A 24,934-nucleotide genomic window follows, 5' to 3' on the forward strand; every position below is an offset into this window, starting at 1 on the left:
CTTCTAATTGTTTTTTATGTTTTTTTAGTTTGTAAATTTACTTGTACAATTTGAAAACTCTTTGAATTGTTTGATAATGAATAGTTTATTGTTAAAATGAGCGAAAAAAAGAAATCACCACTGAAGAAATTTTGGAAAATGATTGGTCCGGGTCTTGTAACCGGTGCAAGCGACGACGATCCTTCTGGAATTGCCACTTATTCGCAAGCCGGTGCTGCATTTGGATTGACAACGCTTTGGACCGCCATTGTGGCTTTTCCGCTTATGGCAGCAATTCAGCAGATGTGCGCCAGAATTGGCTTGGTTACTTCAGAAGGATTAACGGGAACATTAAAAAAACATTACCCAAAACCAATACTTTACCTGATGTTGCTGTTCAGTTTTCCGGCAATTGTAATGAACATCGGTGCGGATATTGCCGCGATGGGAGCTGTAGGAAATCTATTGTTTCCTGTAATTGATGCATCTTTTTTCAGTGTTTTTTTTACCTTACTTTTAATATTTTTAATCATTTATTTGCCTTATCGAAAAATTGTGGCTACCCTCAAATATTTGTGTATTGTAATGCTCGTATATTTTGTGGTTCCTTTTCTTTATAAGCAAGATTTGATGGCTATTTTAAAAGCTACTTTTATCCCGACTATCAAATTTGATAAGGAATTTATTGCGATTTTGGTAGGAATTTTAGGGACAACCATTTCTCCCTATCTTTTTTTCTGGCAGACATCGGTGGAAGTAGAAGAGACTAAGAGTAAGAAAACCCATGTGGTTATTGATAAAAAAATAATTTCTGAAATGAAGACAGATGTAGATTTCGGAATGACATTTTCTGCGCTGGTAATGTATTTCATTATTCTTGCGACGGGTACTGTACTTTACAATGGCAATATTCATCAAATTAATACAGTGGAAGAAGCGGCAATGGCGCTGAAACCTTTGGCCGGAAATCTGGCATATTTGCTGTTCGCAGTTGGGATTATAAGTACCGGACTTATCGCAATACCTGTTTTGGGAGGTTCTCTTTCCTATATTTTTTCAGAAACGTTCGGCTGGGAAGAAGGTTTAGACAAAAAATTTCATGAAGCCAAGGGGTTTTATTTCATCATTGCGATTTCTTTGCTGTTGGGATTATCTTTGAATTATGTGGGAATTTCTCCGATTAAGGCATTGATTTATACTGCGATTCTTTATGGAGTCACCGCGCCGGTTTTAATTGGAATTATTTTGCATATTTCGAATAACAAGAAAATTATGGGAATTTATGTCAACGGAATTTGGATGAATATTCTTGGTTTTGCGGCTTTAGTTATTATGTTAGTCGCTGCGATACTTTTATTTTTGGTGTAAAACTTTAAAATGTTGTTTTTACGGGAATTAAAAAAGCGAAAAAATTAATTTTCGCTATTTTTTTTAGTATTGTCGGTTTTGCCGTCTTTGTTGAGTTTCGAACTTTCTTGTATTTGCTTTTTCACAGTTTTTTCCGAGTTTATTTTTTCTGAAGAAGCAGGAATGTTCGGTAAATCCTGGTTTTCTTTCTTGGTTTCTGCTGATTTGGCTTTGTCTTTTTCCATCTTTTTTTATTTAAAGTTTTGAAGTATCGATCTGACCGGTTTGGTCCTCGATTTTATAATTCAAAGCCTTTGCCAAAACGAAAATATGATCCAAGTTTTCCAGAAGTTGTTTTCTTCCTTCACTTCGCAATCGCTCCTGATTTACGGTTTTATAAGCATTATCTTTCGCAGATTTTGTGATTTTTTGTAAATCTTTTTGATCAAAACGATCCAAGAAAGAATCATCCATGGATTGAATTTCTACACTTGGAATGATCCGAATATCGGCATTGGGAAGTTCCTTAATAATGAGTTTTTTGTTGACGGAATCTACCTCAAGTTTCATTTTGTTCAAATCGTAAGAAACTTGCGCATTCGTTTTGGTGAAAGTGATCAGCTCCTTTTCCATATTCGGAAGCATTCCTCCCATAAGCTGCGAAGTGATTTTGGTTTTCTGCATACTCGAAAAATCCTGCTCCATCACCACCATTTTGTTCATTTTTTTGATTTGATTGGTGATAATATAAAAATCGTTCTGAACTTTATCATCAGCTTTTTTGGTGATTGAATCCCAAATGAAAAACACGAGCAACATGGCAATTGCTCCTAAAATGAACGGTAATATTCTTTTGTCTGTTTTCAATTTATTTTAAAAGGTCTTTAAGGTTGGTATTGTCTTTTTTCAGAATTTCGAGTAGGTCTCTTTCCAGATAACCTGTCGTTGGATATTCGATAATCCTTCCAATTTCTTTGCCATATTTCTGCACGATGATGGTCGGTACTTTTTGAATATTGTAAACACCTTCTTCACCACTTGGAGATTCTTTTTTACGGTTTACCGCGATGATTGTTAATTTTTGCTCCGGAAAATTGATGCTTTCCAAAATTTTCATCAATCTTGGAACTTCTCGGTGACTATCTTCGCACCAAGTTCCCAAAAATACAGTGATTCCGTAGGAATTGAGTTTTTCTTTTTTAAGTTCTTCCACAGTTTTTTGGTCAATCGCGTATTCATCGTGTTCTTTTACGTACCAATCGCTGTAAGGTGCTTTTTGAAGTTGGTTTTTCGTTTGTGTTCCGAGTAGCATTTTGCCGTCATTGGTGGTTTCAACTTCGCGGTTTACGACTACTTTTTGCGAATCACAAGATTGAAAAGCTAGTAGGGAAGCAGCGGTAAACAAAAGGGTTTTAGTTATTTTTTTCATTGATGAATACATGTTGGTTAAAATTAAAAAAGGAAAAAATGATTTTTATTTTTTCAAGATAGTTTCCAAATCTGCAGGCGAATAATATTTGTTTTTCAATACTTTATAATCAGATTTTCGATGAACATTAATTTTATTTCCGGAAATTTCCGAGAACGCTTCTTCGCCTTTTTTGGCATAAAATGAAATAGTTTCATCTGCTTGTTGCTGATTATCACATGCTTTCGACATATTCGAACGGTGAACTTCATTGAACATTTCCACGAATTTTTCGCCCAAACCAAATTCTAAAACCGCACCACTCAAAACATATTGCAAATCGCAAAGTGCATCGGCAATTTCTACCATATTTTGGTCAGAAATGGCTTCTTTCAATTCATTTAATTCTTCCTGAAGCAGCGAAATTCTCAGTTCACACCTTTCTTTAGAAGGGATTTGAGGTATTTCTAAAATCGGTGCGTTAAAGGTTTTGTGGAATTCTGCAACTTGGTTCAGTGAATCTATTTTTTCCATTAAAATTAAATTTTAACAAATATAGAAAATCAAAAGTGATTTCTGTTAAAGACTTTTTCAAATAAATAACGAAAAAAAGCACCGAATTTCGATGCTTTTAGTATTTGAATGAAGATAAAATCCAATATTTTATTTAGAAATTTCTCTTCCGATCACCAGCCTTTGAATCTCGGAAGTTCCTTCTCCGATGGTGCAAAGCTTGGAATCTCTGTAGAATTTTTCCACAGGGAAATCTTTGGTATAACCGTAACCGCCGAAAACCTGAACTGCATTATTTGCGATTCTTACACAAGCTTCTGAAGCGTATAATTTTGCCATTGCACCTTCTTTGGTCATTGGTTTTTTTGCATTTTTAAGGTTGGAAGCGCGCTGAATCAGCAGTTCGGCAGCGTCGATTTCTGTTGCCATATCTGCAAGCATGAAATTAATTGCCTGAAATTCGTTGATGGCTTTTCCGAATTGTTTTCTTTCTAAAGAATATTTCAAAGCGGCTTTGTAAGCGCCTCTTGCTGTTCCTAAACTTAGCGCAGCGATTGAGATTCTTCCGCCGTCAAGAATTTTCATAGCTTGTTTGAAACCAGATCCTACTTCACCTAAACGATGAGAATCTGGAACTCTTATGTTATCGAAAATTAATTCAGCAGTTTCGGAAGCTCTCATCCCAAGTTTGTTTTCTTTTTTACCTGAAGAAAATCCTGGCATTCCTTTTTCCAAAACGAAAGCTGTAGAATTATTTTTTGCTCCTTTTTCGCCAGTTCTGGTCATTACAACAGCGATATCGCCGGAAATTGCGTGAGTAATGAAGTTTTTGGCACCGTTCAAAACCCATTCGTCACCGTCTTTAACTGCAGTTGTGCTCATTCCGCCTGAATCGGAACCGGTGTTATGTTCGGTAAGTCCCCATGCACCGATTACCTTTCCGGAAGCGAGTTGTGGGAGCCATTTTTTGCGTTGTTCTTCGTTTCCGAATTCATAAATATGATTGGTGCAAAGTGAGTTGTGAGCAGCAACTGACAATCCGATTGATGGATCAACTTGAGAAATTTCGTCCAAAATTGCCACATATTCATGATAGCCCAAACCAGATCCGCCATATTCTTCAGGAATTACAATTCCCATAAATCCCATTTCTCCCAATTGATGGAAAAGTTCTACCGGAAATGTTTGGCTTTCGTCCCATTCCAAGATATTCGGACGGATATTTTTTTCTGCAAAATCTTTTGCGGTTTCTGCAATCATTGCGATGTTGCTCAGCGTTTCACTATTCATATTTTGTTTATTTCTTATTTGTTCTCAAAGATAATTAAATTGATGAATTTTGAAAAAAAATAATGATAATTATGTTGATAATGTTTTTTATAAATAAATTATAATGGTAGAAAATGATAAAAATTAATGAAGTTTTCATCTCAAGAGCAAGTTATTTGACTAAATTGTAAACCAAATTTTTAGGAAATGAAAAGAATTTTATTTTTGATTTTATTGCCGTTTTTAGCTGAAGCACAGGCGCCTTCAGGATATTATGATGGTACTTCAACGCTTACGGGATATGCATTGAAATCGAAACTTCACCAGATAATTTCGGAGAAAAATATCAATTGGCATTATGGTGATTTGACGAATTTTTATAACCAAACCGATTTGGATCGATATTACGATCATGATGCTTCGAACACCACACTTTTATTGGATATTTACTCTGAAATTCCTAACGGACCCGATGCTTACGAATACACAACCGCAAATATCATAGGTTCCGCAAATGCAGAAGGACTCGGCTGGAACCGTGAACACATGATGACACAAAGTACTTTCAATAGCAATTATCCGATGTATTCTGATTTGTTTTATGTAATTCCTACCGACGCCAGAATTAACCAGTTGAGAAGCAATTACCCTTACGGAATTGCAAAAACGACAACAACTCCTTATTATACTTTTACCAACGGATCCAAAATTAACAACAACGCAACCGCCGGCTCAGGATACACCGGAAGAGTTTATGAACCGATTAATGAATTTAAAGGAGACATCGCAAGAAGTTTGCTTTATTTTGCGGTAAGATATGAAGGGAAATTAAGCTCTTTTAATTTCTACAACGGAACTTCAGCCGCCAATGATACCAGTCCTTTGGATGGAACTGAGGAAAAAGCTTTCGAGAATTGGTATTTGCAAATGTTGCTTCAGTGGAATGCTCAAGATCCGGTTTCGCAAAAGGAAATTGACCGAAATAATGCAGTTTTTGCCATTCAAAAAAACCGGAATCCTTTTATCGATCATCCGGAATGGGTGAATTTGATTTGGACTCAAACTCCTGATGCAGTTGCTCCGCAAGCGCCAACGAATTTGAATGTGGGCAAAAACAGCGCGTATTTCGTTACTTTAAATTGGAATGCCTCGACCGATTCAGATGTTATCGGCTATAAAATTTACCAAAATGGTGTTTTAGTTGCCAACACAAAAAATACCAACATCAATATCGATCATCTTCAACCCTCTACAGCTTATCAATTTACGGTAAAAGCTTATGACAACGGCTATTTGGAGTCTTCGGAAAGTAATTTGGTTCCTGTAACGACTTTGGCAAACGATGTTTTTGCAAAAGATTTAATAATCACAAAATATATCGAAGGATCTTCGAACAACAAAGCCATCGAAATCACCAATAAAACAGGACATCCTGTATATTTGGACAAATACCGATTGAGTATTCAGTTTTATAACAGTCTTAATTCCAATTATTATTTTCCTGCGCCGTTTGAATTGGAAGGAACGGTTCAACCAAATGAAACTTTTGTAATTCTAAATCCCAATGCGCAATTGCCTTGTATCACAAACAATCAAGCGAGATTTGTGACTGCGGCACCTCAAATGACTTTCTCTGGAAGCCAGTATTTGGAACTTCGCTACAGTTCCGAAACAATTGATGCGATTGGAACAAAAGATATGAGTAATTTTTCAACACTCGGAAATGTTTCTTTGTATCGCTTAAATTCAGTACAGCAACCGACTAATATTTTCACTCTTTCCGAATGGCAAAGCCATGCATCAGATTATTGCAAAAATATAGGAAGTTTAGCCGCGGCTGATGTTTCCACGATTAATGAGAATGAGTTTTCAGTATATTCGAATCCTGTTGGAGATTTACTTTTTGTAAAAGGAAAACAACTCGAAAAAGTTAAGAAAGCATCTCTAGTTGATATTTCCGGAAGATTATTGAAACAAGAAAATTCTCCTTTCAAAAACGGCAATTCATTGAATGTTCAGCAACTAAAATCGGGAGTTTATATCCTGAAACTTGATGATCATGCGGTGAAGTTTATCAAAAAATAATCACTTGAAAATATAAAATTGAAAATCCCCGCATGCAGATGTGGGGATTTTCTTTACTAGTCAAAAACACATGAATCACCTTAAATATAGCCTCATTCTGGCCTCATATTCAGGTTTTGTTTTCAGGAATTTCCATATCTTTTCGTCGCTTGGATAAGAAATTCTATAATATATAATTTTATCAGCAGAATATTTAAAATAAGGATGAGATTTCAACCATTCTTCGGGAGCGGAAACTAAAGTGTATTTTGGAACATTAGAATGGTCTAATCTTGCTGTGGAAACCAGTTTTTGCGCTAATTCTTTGTCAATATCGTAAGTCTCTACAATTTGTTGTTTGGTGACGAAACCACCGAGTTTTTTCCGATAATTCAGTAGCATTCCGGCACTTTTTTCATCAAAACCAAATTCTATAAGTTGTTTAAAAGTAATTTGGTTGAGATCCATTTTCGAAAAATCGGTTTTGGCTTCTGGCGCATTTTCAGTTTTTGAATAAGATGTTGAAGTTGAAGAATTTATTTTGAAATTTTGTGGATTCATTACAATGAAAGGTTTCATTTCATTAAATTTTTCCTCCGAAATCACAAAACATCGCGCGATATCATCAAGGTTTTTAAAACTTCCTTTCAAATTTCGGTCGCGATAATTGATGATTACTTGCGCCTGTTTTTCGGAGAAGCCGAGTTTTCGCCAACCTTCTAAATCGGTAATGTTGGGATCGAATTTTTGGTAACTAAATTTCTCTTTTTCTGAAGATGGGTTTCTGAAATTCGTCTTTGCGGTGAAGTTTTCCGGAGTTTTTTCGGGAAGCAGAAGAAATGGTTCCATTTTCCGATAATTTTCTTCACTGATGATGAAGCAATCTTTAAATTTTTCTTTACTAATGAAGCTTCCGCCGAGATATTGTTTGTATTTCAAGATCGAATTGGCTTGTTTTTCGGTAAAGCCCATTTTCACAAAATCTGCCGAACTGAAAGTATCAGGATTGAATTTTCCGGGAATTTTGAGTTCTTTTTTCTCGTAATTTCCTTGATTAGAGTTGTAAAAAGACTTGTAATTTGTGCTTTCATAAGAATTTTCGGCTTTGTCAGGAAGCAAGATATAAGGCTCTAATTCATCAAATTTTTCCTCAGAAATCGAATAACATTTTTTTAATTGAGCTTTTGAAGTGAATTCGCCGCCGACAATATTTTTATATTTCAAAATGGTGGCAACTTGTTTGTCGGAAAATCCAAGTTTTTTCCAGCCATTTTCATCTAAATCATTCGGGTCAAATTCTTGTAATTCTGTTTTTTCGACATTCGTAAACTCAATTTGTTCGGTAGGATTCGTTTGGTTTTCTTCATTTTTATCATGATCAAAATAAAACAGACCAGATAAAAGTATAGCTCCGGAAGTAGCAAAACCTAAAAAATAGTTTTTGGCTGCTGAAAATTGAAATGGAGGTTTCATAGCAATTCTTTTTTACAAAATTACTAGGAATTTTCTTTTCTTTAGTGGTAAAAAAAATTTTTTTGATGAGAGAAAAAAAACTTTTTTTCTACTCTGGTTTGTCAACTAAAGAATCTTTAAGTTTCTGTAACTCAGCTTTTACAAACTCCAATCGATCGATCATGGTGATGGTTTCCGAGATTTTAGAATTGGTCGTTAATGCGATTCTTGCACCATCCAAAGTGTAGCCTTTTTCTTTCACCAAATGATAGATAATTTGCAGATTTTTTAGATCTTCCGGAGTGAAATACCGGTTTCCCTTTTTGTTTTTCTTCGGTTTAATGATAGGAAATTCTTGTTCCCAATAGCGAATAAGGGAAGTATTGACGTTAAATGCTTTCGCAACTTCGCCAATAGAGTAGTAGAGTTTATCTGGAAGATTAAGTTTCATTGATTAAAAATCGAATTCTCAAAGATAATTATTTTTAATTCTTTTATACAAATTGTATCTTGCAATTTAGAATTTACATGATGAAAAATATTTGGAAGTTTGTTGCGGCTACAGGTTTGTTGATTTTAACCAACTGCAAAGTTCAAAATAACCGAGATAATCTGTTTGAAAATGAGCCGAACTTGGTCTCAAGTCAATTTGCATTTACGGAAGGACCAGCCTCTGATAATGCTGGAAATATATATTTCACGGATCAACCGAACGATAAAATTTATTTCTGGAACTGGAAAAATAACCGAGTTGAGTTATTTCTTGAAAAAACAGGAAGAGCCAACGGAACTTATTTTGATAAAGACGATAATTTGATCACTTGCTCCGATAATCAGGGTGAAATTTGGAAGATTAGTAAAAATAAAGACATTCATATCTTATCAAAAGGTTTTGAAGGCAAAAGATTGAACGGCCCGAATGATCTTTGGATTGACGGTTTCGGCGGAATTTATTTTACCGATCCTTTGTATGAAAGAAATTACTGGCAAAATTTCAAACAAGAAATTCCCCAGAAAAACTTGTATTATCGAAACCAAAACGGTACAATAACAAAGTTGGAAACTTTCGTGCAACCCAACGGAATTATAGGTTCCGAAAAGTTCAAAAAGTTGTTTGTTTCCGATATTGATGCCGGAAAAACTTATGTTTACGACATTTTGGGCGAAGGAAAACTTTCCGCAAAGAAATTATTTTGTGAAATGGGATCCGACGGAATGACGCTCGATAACCAAGGAAATCTCTATCTGACAGGAAATGGCGTAACAATTTTTAATAAAAAAGGTGAAAAAATTACCAATATTCCAATTCCGGAAGAGTGGACGGCAAATGTTACTTTCGGTGGTAAAAATAATGCTACTTTATTTATTACCGCTTCAAAATCTGTTTACACTTTAGAAATGAATGTTTCCGGAGTTGAATAAAAAAAATCGCTTTTAGTAAGCGATTTCTATTTTTACTTTTTTGCCTTTAAGTTTTTCGTTGGCCAATTTTTTCAGAAGTTCGATGGTTTTTTTTCGGTTGACAGCGACGTACGAAGTCGTATCTTTCACTTCAATCAGGCCGATTTCGTCTTTTTCCAAGCCACCTTTTTTGATGAGATAACCGACGATATCTACTTTGTTGACCTTATCTTTTTTCCCAGCGCTGATGTAGATGGTTTGGTTGGGCGTTCTTTCCGGCGCTTTATCGAAGCCAACGACACTTTCTTCCGGAGTATTATTTTTAATGAAAGAGAAATTTTCGTCTTCAGTCATAATTAAATACGCAAAACCTTTGGCGTTCATTCTCGCGGTTCGCCCATTTCGGTGGATGAAAGCGTCTTCTTTCGGCGGAAGTTGATAATGAACAATCGATTCCACTTCCGGAATATCCAAACCGCGTGCAGCCAAATCGGTGGTGATTAAAATCCTTGCTGAATCGTTCCGAAACTTCAGCAGCGCGCGTTCTCTTTCGTCTTGCTCCATTCCGCCGTGGAAAGTTTCTCGCTGGATTCCTTTTTCTCTTAATAATTCGGAAATTCGATCAACTGCATCGCGGTGATTACAGAAAATCAAGGTTCTTTTATTGCCTATTTTACAGATCAAATGGAATAGAGTATCTAATTTTTTCTCGGAAATTGTCATTACTTTTCTCAATTGGATGTCCGGTTTGGTTTCTTGAGTTTTAAGGAAATTAATGATTTTTTCATTCTTTAATCCTACAAAATCCGGAATTTTATCCATCGCAGTTGCGGAAGTGAGAATTCGTTGGGAATTATTTTCCAAAGCTTCGATGATTTCATTCATATCTTCCTCGAAACCGAGCTCCAAAGCTTTATCGAATTCATCTAAAACCAAAGTTTTAATCGTCGTAGGATCGAAATTTTGATTTCTTAAATGATAAGCAATTCTTCCCGGAGTTCCGATTAAAACCGCCGGAGAGTCCCGAAAATTGTTGATTTCAATTTTTTTATCATGACCTCCGTAGCAGATGGAAACTTTGAAATCGGTTCCCATTTGTTTGAAAACCTGCTCAATTTGCAGCGCGAGTTCTCTTACGGGAACGAGAATCATCGCCTGAATTCCGGTGTTTTCTTTTTTTAAATTTCTAAGCAAAGGAAACAAGAATGCGAGCGTTTTTCCCGATCCGGTGGGCGATAGCAGAATGACGTCTGTATCGTTTTCGGTCGCGGTATAAGTAGATTTCTGCATTTGATTCATGTCCTGAATCTGCAGTTTTTGGAAGATGGATTCTAAATTCATATTGCAAAGGTAAAGAAAAGGGCTTTGTTTGAGAAATCTAGTGTTTAAGAAATTTGATTTTAAAGTTCTGAAAATATTGTGATTATCAAATATTTTCTTAATTTTGCACCACTTTTTGTGGGAGCATTTGGCAAAGTTAAAATATTCATAACTAACAACTTCCGTATTTTTCGTGAACCACATTGGGCCAAGCAACGAGAAAGAAGGAATACAAATTTTATTAGAAAATGTCAAAAGAGACAAATTCAGCAGAGGTTTTATTAAACCAAAACGTAGCACCAGAACAATTTGATTGGGATTCTTTCGAATCAGGATTAGATGCTGATGCAAGAAAAGAGAAAAGTGATTTAGAGGAAATCTATAACGGATCTCTTAACAACCTTAGCGATAACGATGTATTGGTAGGAAAAGTTGTAAGACTTACTGATAAAGAAGCTATCGTAGATATCAACTTCAAATCTGAAGGGGTTATTTCATTAAACGAATTCCGTTATAACCAAGGATTGAAAGTTGGTGATGAAGTAGAAGTAATGGTTGACAGAAGAGAAGACAAATCTGGTCAATTGCAACTTTCTCACAAAAAAGCAAGAACTCTTAAAGCTTGGGATAAAGTAAACGAACTTCACGAAACTGGAGAAATCGTAAACGGTTTCGTAAAATCTAGAACTAAAGGTGGTATGATCGTTGACGTACACGGTATCGAAGCATTCTTACCAGGTTCTCAAATCGATGTGAAACCAATCAAAGATTACGATCAGTTTGTTGGTAAAACAATGGAATTCAAAGTTGTGAAAATCAACCCTGAGTTCAAAAACGTTGTTGTATCTCATAAAGCGCTTATCGAAGCAGATCTTGAAGGTCAAAAACGTGAAATCATCGGTCAATTAGAAAAAGGACAAGTTCTTGAAGGAACTGTTAAAAATATTACTTCTTACGGGGTATTCGTAGACTTAGGTGGTGTTGATGGATTGATCCACATTACCGACCTTTCTTGGTCTAGAGTAAACCACCCATCTGAAATCCTTTCTGACGGGGAAACTGTAAAAGTTGTAATCCTTGATTTCGATGACGAAAAAACAAGAATCCAATTAGGTATGAAGCAATTGGAAGCTCACCCATGGGATGCGCTTTCTGCTGACTTGAAAGTTGGTGATAAAGTGAAAGGAAAAGTAGTTGTTTTAGCTGATTACGGTGCATTCGTAGAAGTTGCTCCAGGTGTAGAGGGATTAATACACGTTTCTGAAATGTCTTGGTCAACTCACTTAAGAAGTGCAGGTGATTTCGTAAAAGTAGGTGATGAGGTAGAAGCAGAAGTTTTAACTCTTGACAGAGAAGACAGAAAAATCTCTTTAGGAATGAAACAACTTACTCAAGATCCTTGGGCGAACATCGAAGCTAAATATCCAGTAGGTTCTCAGCACGTAGGAACTGTAAGAAACTTCACCAACTTCGGTGTATTCGTAGAATTAGAAGAAGGTATCGATGGTTTGATCTACATTTCTGATCTTTCTTGGACTAAAAAAATCAAACACCCATCAGAATTCTGTGCGGTAGGAGATAAATTAGATGTTGTAGTTCTTGAACTAGATACTGCTGCAAGAAGACTTTCTTTAGGTCACAAACAACTTCTTGAAAATCCTTGGGATAAATTCGAAACTAAATATGCTGAAGGAACTGTACACGCAGGAAAAGCTACAGAAGTTTTCGATAAAGGAGCACAAGTTCAGTTTGAAGACGCTGAAGTTGAAGCATTCTGCCCATCAAGATTATTAGAAAAAGAAGATGGTTCTAAAATCAAGAAAGGAGAAGAAGCACAATTCAAAGTAATTGAATTCAACAAAGAATTCAAGAGAGTAGTAGTTTCACACACAGGAATCTTCAGAGACGAAGAGAAGAAAAACGTGAAAGAAGCCTCTTCTAAACCAGCTGCTTCATCTAGCAACGAAGAGAAATCTACTTTAGGTGATTTAGACGTTTTAGCAGAATTGAAAAAGAAAATGGAAGGAGGAAACTAATTCCTGATTTTCAATAATAAAAATGGCGCCTCAGTGATCTGGGGCGCTTTTTTTTGTTTAAATAATTAGCGAAGAAAATGTTTGCCATTTTCCTTGTTTTAAATCTGAAAAAATTATTTTGATAACATCTGTTCTTTTATATAAATTCAATCCAAAATTTCGCCATTGAAATCACAGTGGCATGTTTAATCATTTCTTTTAATATTCTAATATGGGAAAATAGAATTCTTTTGAAAATGCCTGAAGCGCATAACTATTTAAAAGTAAACAATTCCTAAAGATTTTATTGAAATTTGGTAGATGAAATTGAAATCAATATCTCTCAGCTTACCCATTTTAAAATGCAACACCATCAGCAGTTTCTTAAAAATTATTTAGAATAAAATCCACAAGTTTCTTGTTCTCTGCCAACTTTTTTGGAGAATTCGTGAAGCATGCATAGTCGCTTTACAACAATAAAAAACCCACCAAATAAATTTGATGGGTTTTCCTATTGTTGTTGTCTGAATTATTTTTTGTAAGCAGCGTCTTTAATTCTCGCTTTTTTACCTCTAAGGTCTCTGAAGTAGTAGATTCTTGCTCTTCTAACTTTACCTTTTCTGTCTAATTCAATTTTTTGAAGAGCAGGCATGTTCAATGGGAAAACTCTCTCTACACCTACATCACCACTCATTTTTCTGATGGTAAAAGTTTTGGTAAGGCCAGTTCCTCTCAACTGAATTACAGTACCTTTAAAGAACTGAGTTCTTGTTTTAGCACCTTCTTTAATTTCGTAATACACAGTGATGGTGTCACCGGCTTTGAATTCTGGGAATTCTTTTTTTGTGATGTACTTGTCTTGTACGTACTTTACTAAATCCATTTTTTTTTGTAAAAAATTGTTTTTGTCGAGCTAACCAACTTTCACGTCCTTCGTCAGAGGTTGATTAACAGGTTGCAAAAATAAAACAATTTTTTCTGACAGCCAACACTTTAGAAAATATTTTTTTTAAATTTTCAATTTCGTGGAGATTTTAAATCTGCTTCAAAAAATATCTGTACTAATCTGTAAGAATCCAAAGAAGATAATTAAAAAATTCGTAATTTCAAGCCATAAAATTTCAATAAAAAATGATCGATAAAAGAGTAAAAAACGTTCAAGAAGCCATCGCAGGGATCCAAAGTGGCATGACGCTCATGTTGGGTGGGTTCGGATTGTGCGGAATTCCTGAGAATACAATTGCAGCTTTGGTAGAAAGCGGTGTTACAGATTTAACCTGTATTTCAAACAATGCCGGAGTGGATGATTTCGGGCTTGGACTTTTATTGCAAAAAAAGCAAATCAAAAAAATGATTTCTTCTTATGTTGGTGAAAATGCCGAATTTGAAAGACAAATGCTCTCTGGTGAATTGGAAGTAGAACTCACTCCACAAGGAACTTTAGCAGAAAAATGCCGCGCTGCACAAGCCGGAATTCCTGCTTTTTATACGCCTGCCGGTTACGGAACTGAAGTTGCCGAAGGAAAAGAAACCAAAGAATTTCACGGGAAAATGCATATTTTAGAAAATGCATATGAAGCAGATTTTTCTATTGTAAAAGCTTGGAAAGGCGACCATGCTGGAAATTTAATTTTCAAAGGTTCTGCCAGAAATTTTAATTTTCCAATGGCGGGAGCAGGAAAAATTACCATCGCTGAAGTGGAAGAACTTTTAGAGCCAGGACAATTGGATCCCAATGAAATCCACATCCCGGGAATTATGGTTCAAAGAATTTTCCAAGGTGAAAAATTCGAGAAAAGAATTGAGCAAAGAACAGTAAGAAGGAAAGAGAATTAATTTCTTTGAATTTACATTATCTTGTTATTTAACATGAAAAACTTAACCTTCACAATATTATTCATTTTGTGCAGCCAAATAACTTTTGCACAGACCAACCGCTTTATCTACGAAATGAAATACCGAAATAATCCGGCGGAAGCCTATAGGACGGATTTGATGACATTGGATATCAATAAAGATGAGGTGAAATTTTACGATTATGAATTTGTAAAATATGATTCATTAAATAAGCGAGGAAATGAATATTCATCACGGTACAGCACAAAATCCGATCAGGTTTTGGTGAGAAAATTTAACACCAATAAAAATTTACAATACAGAGATTTTTTCGACTATTTCAAAGTAATTAGTAATGATGAAATGAAATGGAAGCTATTGCCCGAAACGCAAACGATAGACGGTTATAAACTACAGAAAGCGACTACACAGTTTGGTGGTAGAGATTGGACTGCATGGTTTGCTAAAGACATCAACATCTCTGAAGGGCCGTATAAATTTCGTGGTTTGCCTGGACTTATTTTTTCACTGGAAGATAGTGATAAAGATTTTTCCTATCGTTTGATTAAGAATATAAAACTCACAAAAACCTTTGATACTAAGGATTTTGTAGAAACTCACTACGGCAAGCCAGCGCTTCCTGTTACTAATGCGAAATTCAATGAATACATCCAGGATATTTACGTTGATCCTGTCAGAATGTTTTCATCCCAAATAAAAGATGGTGGCAAAGCATCTTTCAAAAACGAAACAGTAGAAAGTGTTGCGGAACTAAACAAAAAGAAGCAAATGCTACAAAATGGCATTAAAGGACGATATATCTTTATTGAAAAAGATAAAGCGCCCGTTTTTAAATAATAATCCTATTTTCTTTCCCCAATCTGTTGTCTCCACATTGCATAATACAGTCCCTTTTCGTTGAGTAAAGCCTCGTGTGAGCCGGTTTCGATGATTTGTCCACGTTCTAGGACGAAGATGCGGTCGGCGTGCATAATGGTGCTCAATCGGTGTGCAATAAGTACTGTAATCTGTTCTTTTTCAAGCGAAATTTCTCGGATGGTCGCTGTGATTTCCTCTTCCGTGATGCTGTCCAGCGCTGAAGTGGCTTCATCAAAAATTAAAAGATGCGGCTTACGCAAAAGCGCTCTTGCAATCGCGATGCGCTGTTTTTCACCGCCTGAAAGTTTTAGTCCACCTTCGCCGATAACGGTTTCGATACCCTTTTCAGCACGGTTCAGCAGGTTGGTACAGCTTGCTTTTTCTAATGCCGTACGGATGTCTTCATCGGTAGCATTGGGATTTACAAACAACAAGTTTTCACGGATGGTTCCGGCGAAAAGTTGGGTATCCTGAGTCACGAATCCGATTTGGTTGCGCAATTCATCAAAATCAAAATCTTTTCCGGGGATTTGGTTATAAAAAATCTCACCTTCCTGCGGGCGGTAAAGTCCTACAAGCATTTTTACCAAAGTAGATTTGCCGCTACCGCTTGGTCCTACAAATGCGATGGTTTCTCCGTTTTTCACTTCAAAGGATATTCGATTCAGGGCCTTGTATTGCGCTGATTGGTGCTTGAATGCCACATTTCTGAATTCCAAATCATTGATGGCACCTATTTTCCTTGGATTTTTCGGACTTGGTTCCGGCGATTTTTTCATTAATTGGTCAAAATTATTCAGCGACGCCTGAGCCTCACGGTAAGAAATAATGATGTTGCCGATTTCCTGCATAGGCCCGAAAATAAAGAATCCGTAGAACATCAGTGACAAATATTGCCCCGGCGAAACGATGTCTTTGAAGATGAGCAAAAGTAGCGTCAGCGTGATAAGTTGCTGCAGGAAATTGACCATTGTTCCTTGTATGAAACTCAGCGAACGGATGCTTTTTACCTTTTTCAGCTCCAAGTTCAGAATTTTGTAGGTATTGTTGTTCAATCGTTTAACTTCTTGATTGGTAAGTCCTAAACTCTTTACAATCTCGATATTACGCAAGCTTTCGGTGGTGGTTCCGGCGAGTGCATTGGTTTCGGAAACGATATTTTTTTGAATCGATTTAATCTTTTTACTTAAAATATTGGTCACAAAAGAAATCACGAAAATCCCCACGATATAAACCGGCATAATGCTCCAATGTAGTCGGATGGCATAGATGGAAACGAAAATAATGCTCACGATAATTCCAAAAAACACATTCACAAAACTGGTGATGAACCGCTCGGTATCGGTGCGCACTTTTGTCAGGATTGATAGGGTTTCACCGCTACTTTGATCTTCGAATTCCTGATATGGCAAACGCATAGAGTGTTGCAGACCATCGGTAAATATTTTGGCTCCAAATTTTTGAATAATTACATTAACCGCATAATCCTGAAAAGCCTTCGCAATACGGCTTACCATTGCTGTTCCGATTAAAAGACCAAGAAAATATAGAATGCCGTGGTTGGCATCTGTGCCGTAGATGTATTGGTCAATATTACGAGGAAGTGTTTTTTCTTTATCGAAAAATCCGGGATGCGTAACGAATCGGTCGAGAATATTTCCTGTAATAGCCGGTGAAAACAACGAGAAAACCTGATTGACCGCCGCCAATGCAAGCGATATAAAAAGTAAAGTTCTGTACGGTTTGAGGTAGTATAATAGGGTTTTCATATATTCTGAAAAGGGTTTTGGTTCTAAATGAATCGGCAAATTTACTTCATTTCTCCGTCTTTTTATCTACATTTTTGTATTACCTAAACTTTATTTAAATTAGCAACAAACAATGTAAACATGCTTACCAAAGAACAAATCGCTCAACGCATATCTAAAGAAGTAAAAGATCGTTACTACGTAAATCTCGGAATTGGGATTCCAACTTTGGTCGCAAACTATGTTCCGCAGGATATTTCTGTGGAATTCCAGAGTGAAAACGGAGTGCTTGGAATGGGCCCTTTTCCTTATGAAGGCAAAGAAGATGCAGATCTTATCAACGCCGGAAAACAAACGATTACTACGCTTCCCGGAGCGTCGTTCTTTGATTCTGCCTTTAGTTTCGGAATGATTCGAAGCCAAAAAGTGGATCTCACGATTCTTGGAGCAATGGAAGTTTCCGAAAACGGTGATATTGCCAATTGGAAAATTCCTGGAAAAATGGTGAAAGGAATGGGTGGCGCGATGGATTTGGTGGCTTCCGCAGAAAATATTATTGTTGCGATGATGCATGTAAACAAAGCTGGAGAAAGTAAAATTCTGAAAAAATGTACGCTTCCCTTAACTGGAGTGGGTTGTGTGAAGAAGGTAGTTACGGAATTGGCTGTTTTGGAAGTGACTGATAAAGGTTTCAAGCTTTTGGAACGAGCGCCGGGAGTTTCCGTTGAAGATATCGTGAAGGCTACCGAAGCCGATTTAATTATTGAGGGAGAAATTCCGGAGATGGTTTTCTAAGAAAACGAATTTATTTTATCATTGATTGTGAAAGAAGCGCAGATTTTATCTGTGCTTTTTTTTGTTTTGTAGATATTATAATCTAAATTTCCTTAATTATTAAAAATAAAATCTATAAATAGTTTGTTTTAAACAAAAATTATCTAATTTTGCGCTTTAATTTAGATGAAAGTGGATTTTAATAATGATTTTATAGTTAAAATTGCTGAAAATCAGCATATTGAATTTGTTCCTGCGATTTTAAAAGAAATTGAGGAATCGGCAAAAGAGCGCGGAACCGGTATTGCAAAGCGATCGGCATCTTATCTTGAAGAAAAAATTAAAGAAGGAAAAGCGGTAATTGCTTTTTCAGCTGAAGGTGAGTGGGCGGGTTTCTGCTACATCGAAACCTGGAGCAATAAAGAATACGTAGCCAATTCGGGTTTAATTGTCGCCAAAAAATTCAGGAAAGATGGTTTGGCAAAAGCGATTAAGCAGAAAATATTTTCCTATTCACGTGAAAAATATCCCAATGCAAAATTATTTGGTCTTACAACAGGTTTGGCGGTCATGAAAATCAATAGCAGCTTGGGTTACAAGCCGGTTACGTATTCTGAATTAACTCAAGATGATGTCTTTTGGAGTGGTTGTCAAAGTTGCGTGAATTTTGAAATTTTAAAAAGTAAAGATCGAAAAAACTGCCTTTGTACAGCGATGTTGTACAATCCGGAGGAACATCAATCTCAAGAAAGTGCTAATAATATCAAATCAGAAAATGACCAGAAGTTGTTTTCAAAATTTAAAAAAATAAAAACAATGTTATGGAAAAAGTAGTTTTAGCTTACAGTGGCGGACTCGATACTTCTTTTTGTGCCGTTTATCTTTCGAAAGTGAAGCAATTAGAAGTGCATGCGGTGATGGTCAATCTTGGTGGATTTTCTGAAGAAGAAATAAAAAAAACCGAGGAACGCGCTTATCAATTGGGCGTAAAATCTTTCCATGTAATCGATGATGCGGAGAATTATTATCAAAAATGCATCAAATATTTAATTTTCGGAAATGTTTTAAAAAACAATACTTATCCGCTTTCCGTAAGTTCTGAAAGGGTTTTTCAAGCAACAGCGATTGCAAATTATGCTAAAAAAATTGGTGCAAAATCCATCGCTCACGGCAGTACAGGCGCGGGAAATGATCAGGTGAGATTTGATATTATTTTTCAGATTCTTTTGCCCGAAATTGAAATCATCACGCCGATTCGTGATCTGAAACTTTCCAGAAATGAAGAAATAGAATTTTTAAAAGAAAATGGTTTCGAAATCAATTTTGAAAAATCACAATATTCGATCAATAAAGGTCTTTGGGGAACATCTGTAGGTGGAAAAGAAACCTTAACTTCAAATCTGTCACTTCCGGAAACGGCTTTTCCAACGCAAATTTCAAAATCTGAACCGGAAGAAATGAGCATTACTTTCGAAAAAGGCGAAATCAAAGCGGTGAATGGTCAAGAATTTTCTAAACCGATTGAGGCAATTCAGCTCATTCAGGAAATTGCGCAAGCTTTTGCAATTGGCCGTGATACGCATGTTGGCGATACGATTATCGGAATCAAAGGTCGGGTAAGTTTTGAAGCTGCAGCGCCTTTAATCATTTTGAAAGCGCATCATTTGCTGGAAAAACACACCTTAACCAAAAGCCAACTTTTCATTAAAGATCAGCTGAGTCTTTCCTACGGGAATTATCTGCACGATGGATTGGTTCTTGATCCGGTGATGCAGGATATTGAAATGCTTTTCGAGTCTTCACAGAAAACCGTGAATGGTATTGTGAAAATTTTACTTAAACCTTATCATTTTTCACTGATCGGAGTGGAGTCGGAAAACGATTTAATGTCTTCAAAATTCGGTTCTTACGGAGAAATGAACAAAACCTGGACGGAATCTGACGTAAAAGGTTTCTCCAAAATTTATTCGAATGCGCTCAGCATTTATCATCAGGTAAACAACAAGAATTAACATGGAAAAAATAAAAGTAGGAATTGTAGGCGGAACAGGTTTTACAGCAGGCGAATTAATTCGAATCTTGCTTTATCACCCGAATGTAGAGATTTCTTTCGTGACGAGTCAAAGTCTTCAGGGCGAATTTGTTTCTGATGTTCATAAAGATTTGTTTGGGGAAACGACTTTAAAATTTGAAAATCTTGCGCAACCCGCCGATATGATTTTTCTTTGTCTTCCGCATGGCGAAAGCAAAAACTGGCTTATCGAAAACGAAAAACGGATTGCTCCCGAAACTAAAATTATCGATTTGGGAAATGATTTTCGAGTGGATGAAGAATGGAATGATAAAAAATTCATCTATGGACTTTCGGAATTTAACAAAGAAAAAATTGCAAAAGCTTCGTATATCGCCAATCCGGGCTGTTTTGCGACAGCGATTCAGTTGGGGATTTTACCGATTTTAAAGCAAGAAAAAATTGAAAAAATACAATGCGTAGGAATCACTGGTTCTACCGGAGCTGGAAAAGCTTTGCACCAATCGCTGAATTTCAATTGGCGAAATGATAATATTTCTCCTTATAAAACCTTTACGCATCAACATATTGCAGAAATTAAGAAAAGCATTTCACTGATTTCTGAAACCAAAACCGAAATCAATTTCATCCCGTGGAGAGGTGATTTTACCCGTGGAATTTTCGTTTCATTAATGATGGAAAGCAATCTTTCTCAGGCAGAAATCGAGGAAATTTATAAATATGCTTATAAATATTCAAAATTCGTTTTCGTTTCCGCAAGTCCGATTGATCTGAAACAAGTCGTAAACACCAATAAAGCGGTGGTTTATATCGAAAAAGTAGGAAAAAATCTGGCAGTTCATGTCGCGATCGATAATCTGTTGAAAGGCGCTTCCGGACAAGCCATCCAAAATATGAATTTGATGTTCGGTTTTAATGAAAAAGCTGGATTAAATCTTAAACCTTCTGTTTTTTAATCATGAAATTATTTGATGTATATCCTTTGATGCCCGTAAATATTGTGAAGGCAGAAAACTGCAAACTTTGGGACGAAAACGGAACCGAATATCTCGATTTCTATGGCGGTCACGCGGTGATTTCTGTTGGCCATTCGCATCCTTTTTATGTGGAAAAAATTAAAAATCAGCTTGATAAAATTGGTTTTTATTCCAATTCCGTGATTAATAAATTGCAGGAACAATTGGCCGAAAAACTCGGAAAAATTTCAGGATATGAAGATTACAACCTTTTTTTGTGTAATTCCGGCGCGGAAGCGAATGAAAACGCCCTAAAAATTGCATCTTTTATTTCAGGGAAAAAGAAATTCATTACGTTTAAAAATTCTTTTCACGGACGAACTTCCGCGGCAGTTGCAGCGACCGACGATCCTTCGATTGTGGCTCCAGTAAACGAAACTTCGAATTTTATTTTTTGTGAATGGAATAATGTTGAAGCGTTTGAAAAGCTTTTTTTTGAAAATATTCAGGATTTGGCCGGAGTTATCATTGAAGGAATTCAGGGAATTGGCGGAATTCAAATTCCTTCGCAAGAATTGATGTCGAAAATCTCGAAATTGTGTGCTGAAAATTCGCTTTTCTTTATTTCAGATGAAATTCAGTCGGGTTACGCAAGAAGCGGAAAATTCTTTGCTCATCAGCATTTCGGTGTTAAACCTGATATTATTACGACTGCAAAAGGAATGGCAAACGGTTTTCCGATTGGTGGCGTGTTGGTTTCTCCGAAAATCCCTGCAAAACACAAAATGCTTGGAACTACTTTTGGCGGAAATCATTTGGCTTGTGCGGCAGCAATTGGGGTTTTAGAGATTATTTCTGATGAAGATCTTATTGAAGAATCTCTTCAAAAAGGAAAATATTTAGTCCAAAAATTAAATGAAATTCCACAGATCAAGGAAATCCGCGGAAAAGGTCTTTTAATCGGAATCGATTTTGAAATTCCGGCTTCACAAGTTTCAAAAAAATTAAGGGAAGAGTTTAAAATTTTTGTCGGAAGCGCTTCAAATCCTTTAACGATGAGGCTTTTGCCGCCACTTACTATTTCTTATCCTGAAATGGATTATTTGATTTCTTCTCTTCAATCAGTCTTAAATTCAATTTAAAAAATGAAAAATTTCACTTCAGTACACGATATATCAAATCCTGAAATCCTCGTTCAGGAAGCATTGGAACTAAAAAAAAATCTTTACGGGTTCAGTGATTTAGGGAAAAATAAAACGCTCGGATTGGTCTTTCTAAACCCAAGTTTAAGAACAAGAATGAGCAGCCAAAAAGCTGGAATGAATCTCGGAATGCAGGTTCAGGTCATCAACGCTGGACAAGATGCCTGGAATTGGGAATTTGCAGAAAACGCGGTGATGAACGGCTCTACGGTTGAACACATCAAAGATGCAGCAAAAGTTTTAAGTGAATATTGTGACGTTATCGGTTTGCGATGTTTTCCGGGTTTAAAAGATCGTGACGAAGATTACAGTGAGTTCGTTTTGAATTCATTCATCAAATACGCAACAGTTCCGGTAATTTCTCTGGAATCGGCTACACGACACCCTTTGCAGAGTTTTGCAGATTTAATTACGATTCGCGAAAACTGGAATAAACCTCAGAAACCGAAAGTAGTTTTGTCTTGGGCGCCACACATCAAAGCGCTTCCACAAGCGGTTGGGAACTCTTTCGCGGAATGGATGAACGCTTCGGAAGTCGATTTTTGTATCGCAAATCCGGAAGGTTATGATTTAAGCAAAGAATTTACGGGTGATGTAAAAGTGTATCACAATCAGGAAGAAGCGTTAAAGGATGCGGATTTTGTGTATGTTAAAAACTGGTCGTCATTTGATGATTATGGCGCAATGCCTGAAGTAAAAGGAAATTGGCTTTTGGGCGAAGAGTTCTTAAAAACTAATCCGGAAACGAAATTCATGCACTGTCTTCCGGTTCGTAGAAATCTGGAAATGAGCGATGCAGTTTTGGATTCTGCCAACTCTTTAATTTATCAGCAAGCTAATAACAGAACACTTTCTGCGCAATTAATCATTAAGAAAATTCTCGAAAATTCGTTGTAAAATGGAAGATTTATTCATCATAAAAATTGGTGGCGAAACCATTAATAATCCTGAAACGCTGAAAATTTGTTTAAAAACAATTGCGGCATCGGGAAGAAAAATAATTTTAGTTCACGGTGGTGGAAAAAAAGTAACAGAACTCGCCCAAAAACTGCAGATTCCACAACAAATGGTGGAAGGACGACGCATCACTTCTGCGGAAACTTTGGAACTTTGCACAATGGTTTACGCGGGTTTGATTAATAAAAATATTGTTGCGGGTTTATCTTCAAAAAATCGTTTAGCAATCGGAATTTCCGGTGCTGATTTGAACTGTATTGTTTCAAAAAAAAGAGATGTTTCTGTCATTAATTATGGTTTTGTGGGCGATATTGTGAAGGTTGATGAAATGGTTTTTGATGATTTTATTTCTAAAAATATCTTTCCGGTTGTCAACTCGATCAGCATCAGCGAAGAAAGCGAACTTTTGAATACCAATGCAGATGTAATGGCGGCGGAAATTGCAAAAGCAATGTCGGCAACTTATAAAACGCACCTCATTTATTGTTTCGAAAAAAATGGAGTTTTAAAAGACATTGCCGATGAAAATTCAGTTATTGAAGAAATTTCTAAAGCTGATTTTACGCAAATGAAAGAAACCAAACAAATCGCCGACGGAATGATTCCTAAGCTACAAACGGCTTTCAGAGCGTTGTATCATGGTGTGGAAGAAGCAAGAATTCTAAAAAGTGATGCGCTACAAAGTTATTTTAATCAGAAAAAACCGGGAACAAACATCATATTACATTAATGGAAATTTTAAAAAAAGACGCCCAAAATTTTTTGATGCAACTCATCGAAACGCCTTCTTTCAGTAGAGAAGAGGAAATTACGGCATTAATTATTGAAAAATATTTAAGCGAAAAGAATATTCCGTTTCAGAGAAAAGGAAATAATATTTGGGCAAAAAATCTTTATTTCGATAAAAGTTTGCCAACAATTCTGCTGAATTCTCACCACGACACGGTTAAACCCAATTCGGCGTACACATTGGATCCGTTTAAAGCTGTTGAAAAAGACGGAAAAATTTTCGGTTTAGGAAGCAATGATGCGGGTGCAAGTTTGGTGAGTTTATGGGCTGTTTTCACGCATTTTTATGATCAGAAACTCAAGTACAATTTAATTTACGCAGCTACAGCAGAAGAAGAAATTTCCGGCGAGAACGGAGTGAAATCGATTCTTGAAGATTTAGGAAAAATTGATTTCGCAATTGTCGGCGAACCTACGAAAATGGATTTGGCGATTGCTGAAAAAGGCTTGGTGGTTTTGAATTGTGTAGCGAAAGGAACGGCTTCTCACGCGGCTCACATCAATAACGATAATTCTATTTATAAAGCGTTTCGCGATATTCAGAAAATTCAGAATTTAAGTTTTGATAAGGTTTCTGATGTTTTGGGCAAAGTAAAAGCGACGGTGACGATTGTTAATGCTGGTTCGCAGCATAATGTGGTTCCGGATCAATGCCATTTTACGGTGGATGTACGGACGAACGAGCATTATTCAAATTCAGAAATTGTGGAAATTTTCAGAAATGAATTGGAGTCCGAAATTCAACCCAGATCTTTGGCTTTGAATTCTTCAAGTATTAATTTGGATCATCCTTTCGTGTTGGCTGCGAAGAAAGAAAACTGCGAACTTTACGGCTCGCCAACGGTTTCAGATCAGGCGTTAATGCCTTTCAATTCGGTCAAAATTGGTCCCGGAGATTCCACGCGTTCTCATACCGCGGATGAATTTATTTACGAAAAAGAACTCGCCGAAGGCATCGAAAAATACATTAAAATTCTCTCTCATATTCTCTAA

At 36.4% G+C, this 24,934-nt stretch carries 24 protein-coding genes; 14 read left to right on the top strand and 10 right to left on the bottom strand.

The features are described 5' to 3' along the window. Nucleotides 1–96: 96 nt before the first annotated feature. Entirely contained in the window at nt 97–1,347 is a 1,251-nt protein-coding gene (locus tag NOV28_RS01770) for an NRAMP family divalent metal transporter (protein WP_255926946.1), read from the top strand. 44 nt (nt 1,348–1,391) lie between these two features. On the opposite strand, the gene NOV28_RS01775 is transcribed toward NOV28_RS01770, so the two are convergent. The 5 genes from NOV28_RS01775 to NOV28_RS01795 all read right to left on the bottom strand — a co-directional run bounded on the left by NOV28_RS01775 (nt 1,392) and on the right by NOV28_RS01795 (nt 4,537). Next, nucleotides 1,392–1,571, bottom strand: a complete 180-nt coding sequence (locus NOV28_RS01775; protein ID WP_255926948.1) for a hypothetical protein — start codon at nt 1,569–1,571, stop codon at nt 1,392–1,394. Nucleotides 1,572–1,581: 10 nt separating this feature from the next. Next, on the bottom strand, nt 1,582–2,193 hold the full coding sequence (locus tag NOV28_RS01780; protein WP_255926950.1) for a DUF4230 domain-containing protein: 612 nt from the start codon (nt 2,191–2,193) through the stop codon (nt 1,582–1,584). Nucleotide 2,194: 1 nt separating this feature from the next. Continuing rightward, nucleotides 2,195–2,755 carry a TlpA family protein disulfide reductase gene (locus tag NOV28_RS01785; protein ID WP_255926952.1) on the bottom strand — a complete coding sequence of 187 codons (561 nt, stop codon included), beginning with the start codon at nt 2,753–2,755 and terminating at the stop codon, nt 2,195–2,197. Nucleotides 2,756–2,800: 45 nt separating this feature from the next. Then, on the bottom strand, nt 2,801–3,268 hold the full coding sequence (locus tag NOV28_RS01790; protein WP_255926954.1) for a pyrophosphohydrolase domain-containing protein: 468 nt from the start codon (nt 3,266–3,268) through the stop codon (nt 2,801–2,803). Between the two features lie 129 nt (nt 3,269–3,397). Continuing rightward, entirely contained in the window at nt 3,398–4,537 is a 1,140-nt protein-coding gene (locus NOV28_RS01795) for an acyl-CoA dehydrogenase family protein (protein WP_255926956.1), read from the bottom strand. Nucleotides 4,538–4,723: 186 nt separating this feature from the next. Between NOV28_RS01795 and NOV28_RS01800 the strand changes: the two genes are divergently transcribed. Continuing rightward, a complete protein-coding gene (locus NOV28_RS01800) occupies nt 4,724–6,601 on the top strand; it encodes an endonuclease (RefSeq protein WP_255926958.1) in 1,878 nt (625 codons plus the stop codon). 75 nt (nt 6,602–6,676) lie between these two features. Here NOV28_RS01800 and NOV28_RS01805 read toward each other — a convergent pair whose 3' ends face one another. Both NOV28_RS01805 and NOV28_RS01810 read right to left on the bottom strand, forming a co-directional pair. Then, nucleotides 6,677–8,053 (bottom strand): ComEA family DNA-binding protein, encoded by a 1,377-nt coding sequence (locus NOV28_RS01805; RefSeq protein ID WP_255926960.1) that lies wholly within the window; start codon nt 8,051–8,053, stop codon nt 6,677–6,679. 88 nt (nt 8,054–8,141) lie between these two features. Then, complete coding sequence (locus NOV28_RS01810; protein WP_255926962.1) at nt 8,142–8,483, bottom strand: MerR family transcriptional regulator; 342 nt, start codon at nt 8,481–8,483, stop codon at nt 8,142–8,144. Between the two features lie 77 nt (nt 8,484–8,560). Between NOV28_RS01810 and NOV28_RS01815 the strand changes: the two genes are divergently transcribed. Continuing rightward, nucleotides 8,561–9,454: an SMP-30/gluconolactonase/LRE family protein gene (locus tag NOV28_RS01815; RefSeq protein WP_255926964.1), complete on the top strand. Its 894-nt coding sequence runs from the start codon at nt 8,561–8,563 to the stop codon at nt 9,452–9,454. Nucleotides 9,455–9,466: 12 nt separating this feature from the next. Here the strand turns inward: NOV28_RS01815 and NOV28_RS01820 are convergent, their stop codons facing one another. Continuing rightward, entirely contained in the window at nt 9,467–10,774 is a 1,308-nt protein-coding gene (locus NOV28_RS01820) for a DEAD/DEAH box helicase (RefSeq protein WP_255926966.1), read from the bottom strand. Nucleotides 10,775–11,001: 227 nt separating this feature from the next. Here NOV28_RS01820 and rpsA point away from each other — a divergent pair, with 227 nt between their 5' ends. After that, nucleotides 11,002–12,789 (top strand): 30S ribosomal protein S1, encoded by a 1,788-nt coding sequence (gene rpsA, locus NOV28_RS01825; RefSeq protein ID WP_255926968.1) that lies wholly within the window; start codon nt 11,002–11,004, stop codon nt 12,787–12,789. 508 nt (nt 12,790–13,297) lie between these two features. Here the strand turns inward: rpsA and rplS are convergent. Further along, nucleotides 13,298–13,651 (bottom strand): 50S ribosomal protein L19, encoded by a 354-nt coding sequence (gene rplS, locus NOV28_RS01830; protein ID WP_255926970.1) that lies wholly within the window; start codon nt 13,649–13,651, stop codon nt 13,298–13,300. Nucleotides 13,652–13,899: 248 nt separating this feature from the next. On the opposite strand from rplS, the gene NOV28_RS01835 reads away from it, so the two are divergent. Together NOV28_RS01835 and NOV28_RS01840 are read left to right on the top strand one after the other, a co-directional pair. Continuing rightward, a complete protein-coding gene (locus NOV28_RS01835; RefSeq protein ID WP_255926972.1) occupies nt 13,900–14,604 on the top strand; it encodes a CoA transferase subunit A in 705 nt (234 codons plus the stop codon). Nucleotides 14,605–14,637: 33 nt separating this feature from the next. Beyond that, complete coding sequence (locus NOV28_RS01840) at nt 14,638–15,462, top strand: GLPGLI family protein (RefSeq protein ID WP_255926974.1); 825 nt, start codon at nt 14,638–14,640, stop codon at nt 15,460–15,462. A 5-nt stretch (nt 15,463–15,467) separates the two neighbouring features. Here the strand turns inward: NOV28_RS01840 and NOV28_RS01845 are convergent, their stop codons facing one another. Further along, complete coding sequence (locus NOV28_RS01845) at nt 15,468–17,252, bottom strand: ABC transporter ATP-binding protein (RefSeq protein ID WP_255926976.1); 1,785 nt, start codon at nt 17,250–17,252, stop codon at nt 15,468–15,470. 120 nt (nt 17,253–17,372) lie between these two features. Here NOV28_RS01845 and NOV28_RS01850 point away from each other — a divergent pair, with 120 nt between their 5' ends. From NOV28_RS01850 to NOV28_RS01885, 8 genes are all read left to right on the top strand, one after another. Continuing rightward, entirely contained in the window at nt 17,373–18,026 is a 654-nt protein-coding gene (locus tag NOV28_RS01850) for a CoA transferase subunit B (protein ID WP_255926978.1), read from the top strand. 165 nt (nt 18,027–18,191) lie between these two features. Beyond that, nucleotides 18,192–18,839 (top strand): N-acetyltransferase, encoded by a 648-nt coding sequence (locus NOV28_RS01855; RefSeq protein WP_305119983.1) that lies wholly within the window; start codon nt 18,192–18,194, stop codon nt 18,837–18,839. Continuing rightward, entirely contained in the window at nt 18,827–20,017 is a 1,191-nt protein-coding gene (gene argG, locus NOV28_RS01860) for an argininosuccinate synthase (protein WP_255926982.1), read from the top strand. The genes NOV28_RS01855 and argG overlap by 13 nt, the downstream gene beginning before the upstream one ends. Nucleotide 20,018: 1 nt before the next feature. Further along, the gene (gene argC, locus NOV28_RS01865) at nt 20,019–20,993 is read left to right on the top strand and encodes an N-acetyl-gamma-glutamyl-phosphate reductase (RefSeq protein WP_255926984.1); all 975 of its coding nucleotides are present in this window, start codon (nt 20,019–20,021) and stop codon (nt 20,991–20,993) included. A gap of 2 nt (nt 20,994–20,995) precedes the next feature. Next, nucleotides 20,996–22,135: an aspartate aminotransferase family protein gene (locus NOV28_RS01870; protein WP_255926986.1), complete on the top strand. Its 1,140-nt coding sequence runs from the start codon at nt 20,996–20,998 to the stop codon at nt 22,133–22,135. A gap of 3 nt (nt 22,136–22,138) precedes the next feature. Beyond that, on the top strand, nt 22,139–23,092 hold the full coding sequence (locus tag NOV28_RS01875) for a Rossmann-fold NAD(P)-binding domain-containing protein (protein WP_255926988.1): 954 nt from the start codon (nt 22,139–22,141) through the stop codon (nt 23,090–23,092). Nucleotide 23,093: 1 nt separating this feature from the next. Further along, a complete protein-coding gene (gene argB, locus NOV28_RS01880) occupies nt 23,094–23,882 on the top strand; it encodes an acetylglutamate kinase (protein ID WP_255926990.1) in 789 nt (262 codons plus the stop codon). Next, nucleotides 23,882–24,934 carry a M20 family metallo-hydrolase gene (locus NOV28_RS01885; protein ID WP_255926992.1) on the top strand — a complete coding sequence of 351 codons (1,053 nt, stop codon included), beginning with the start codon at nt 23,882–23,884 and terminating at the stop codon, nt 24,932–24,934. The genes argB and NOV28_RS01885 overlap by 1 nt, the downstream gene beginning before the upstream one ends.

The organism is Kaistella montana (assembly GCF_024436175.1).
In the GTDB taxonomy this organism is placed as follows: domain Bacteria; phylum Bacteroidota; class Bacteroidia; order Flavobacteriales; family Weeksellaceae; genus Kaistella; species Kaistella montana.